This window comes from Aquiflexum sp., assembly GCF_041749095.1.
Taxonomy (GTDB): Bacteria; Bacteroidota; Bacteroidia; order Cytophagales; family Cyclobacteriaceae; genus Aquiflexum.
In genome coordinates, this window is record NZ_JBGTCA010000447.1 from 1 (window position 1) to 1,646 (window position 1,646).

2 protein-coding genes are annotated in these 1,646 nt (G+C 41.4%); one reads left to right on the top strand and one right to left on the bottom strand.

All coding sequences use genetic code 11. The annotated features are described in order from the left end of the window. Nucleotides 1–20: 20 nt before the first annotated feature. Nucleotides 21–140: a T9SS type A sorting domain-containing protein gene (locus ACEW8O_RS20615; RefSeq protein WP_373496517.1), complete on the top strand. Its 120-nt coding sequence runs from the start codon at nt 21–23 to the stop codon at nt 138–140. A 284-nt stretch (nt 141–424) separates the two neighbouring features. Here the strand turns inward: ACEW8O_RS20615 and ACEW8O_RS20620 are convergent. Beyond that, nucleotides 425–1,646: sensor histidine kinase (locus tag ACEW8O_RS20620; protein ID WP_373496516.1), on the bottom strand; the 1,222-nt coding region annotated here is incomplete at its 5' end.

Here is a 1,646-nt window from a genome sequence, read left to right on the forward strand (position 1 = left end):
AAAATATTTACAATGGTCGATTGACCAATGGCACTTACACCCAAACTATAACGACGAGCGACCTGGCAGCCGGTATGTACATCGTGAGATCAATCACGGATAAAGGTTCATCAGCAAGGAGATTTATCGTGGTACATTGATGTTGGGTTTAGCAGATGGTTTTTTGAACCACAGATTTAAAGGATTTGCACAGATTAATCTGTTCCAATTTGCGAAAATCTGTGGTTAAATCTTTTTTTACTACTTTATTTTTTAACCACGGTTTTGTTTTTTACCACAGATTTAAAGCCTGACTGCCGGAGGCAGTGATTTGCACAGATTTTTTGCACAGATTAATCTGTGCCAATCTGGGGTTGGCTCTTTTGATACAAATGGACGAGCCGGTAATATGTTCACCTGATTACCGGGAATGCCCGGGACGCGCTCAATGAGCTATCATATTTACCGGCAGACTAAAATAAAAAGTGCTGCCTTTGCCGGGTTTGCTTTCAGCCCATAATTTGCCTTTGTGCCGCTGGATAATCTCTTTAGAGATGTACAAACCAATACCCATACCCTGAAATTGTCCGGCGTGCTCGTCCACCCGGTGGTATTTATCAAATATTTTGAATAAACTATGTTTGGCAATACCGATACCCGTATCCTTTACAGACACAGTTATCATATCCTTGTCCTCCGCAATCGTAACATCAACCTGTTTTGAGGCCGGAGAGTATTTTATGGCATTGGTCAATAAATTAATAACCACCTGCTGAAGCCGCTCTTTATCTCCTTTTACTTCCTGACGTACTTTTCCCGTCTGGTGAATGGTATGGGTTTTTGAAATAAGCTGGACATTTTCCACCGTGCTTTCGATCAATTCATTAAAATTGAACGTGGTAATGGTATAATTTAATTTACCGAATTGAATCTTGCTGACGTCAAGCAATTCGTCGATCAATTCATTTAATCTGTTGATGGCCTGATGCGCTTTATTCGCATATATGTTGGCTTTGTCATTGGCTTGATCGAGCGACAGCTCGAGCATCTGCAAATATGCTTTTGCTGTGGTAAGTGGTGTTCTCATTTCATGGCTGGCAATGCTGATGAATTCATCTTTTCTTTCTTCTCTCATTTTTTGCTCCTGAATATCTGTACTTGTGCCTACCCACATTTGAATTCGGCCCTCGGGATCCCTTTGTGGGATAGCCCGGCTAAGTTGCCAACGATATGCCCCATCATGTCTGCGAAAGCGGTGTTCAAGCAGAAAATCTTTGCCCGTTTTGATCGCATTTAACCATTGCCTGATGTTTTTGTCCCTGTCATCGGGATGCACTATTTGTATCCATCCATCTTTATGAATCTGCTCAGGCGCCAATCCCGAATACTCAAAAACGGATTGATTGAAATAATTCAAATTGCCTTTAGGGTCTGATGTCCAAACATGTTCTGGCATAGAATCCGCAAGAAGGCGGAATTTCTCCTCACTTTCCTGAATTGTTCGTTGAAACTTTCGCTGTTCAGTCACATCTCTGAATATCCAGCTCCAGGCAAAATAACTTCCATCCGGAGCAGGTACCGTGTACCCATATCTCTCTATTATTTTTCCATCCTTAAATTCCAGTTCTTCAAAACTTATTTCATGGGGATTTTCATAGAGCCATTTT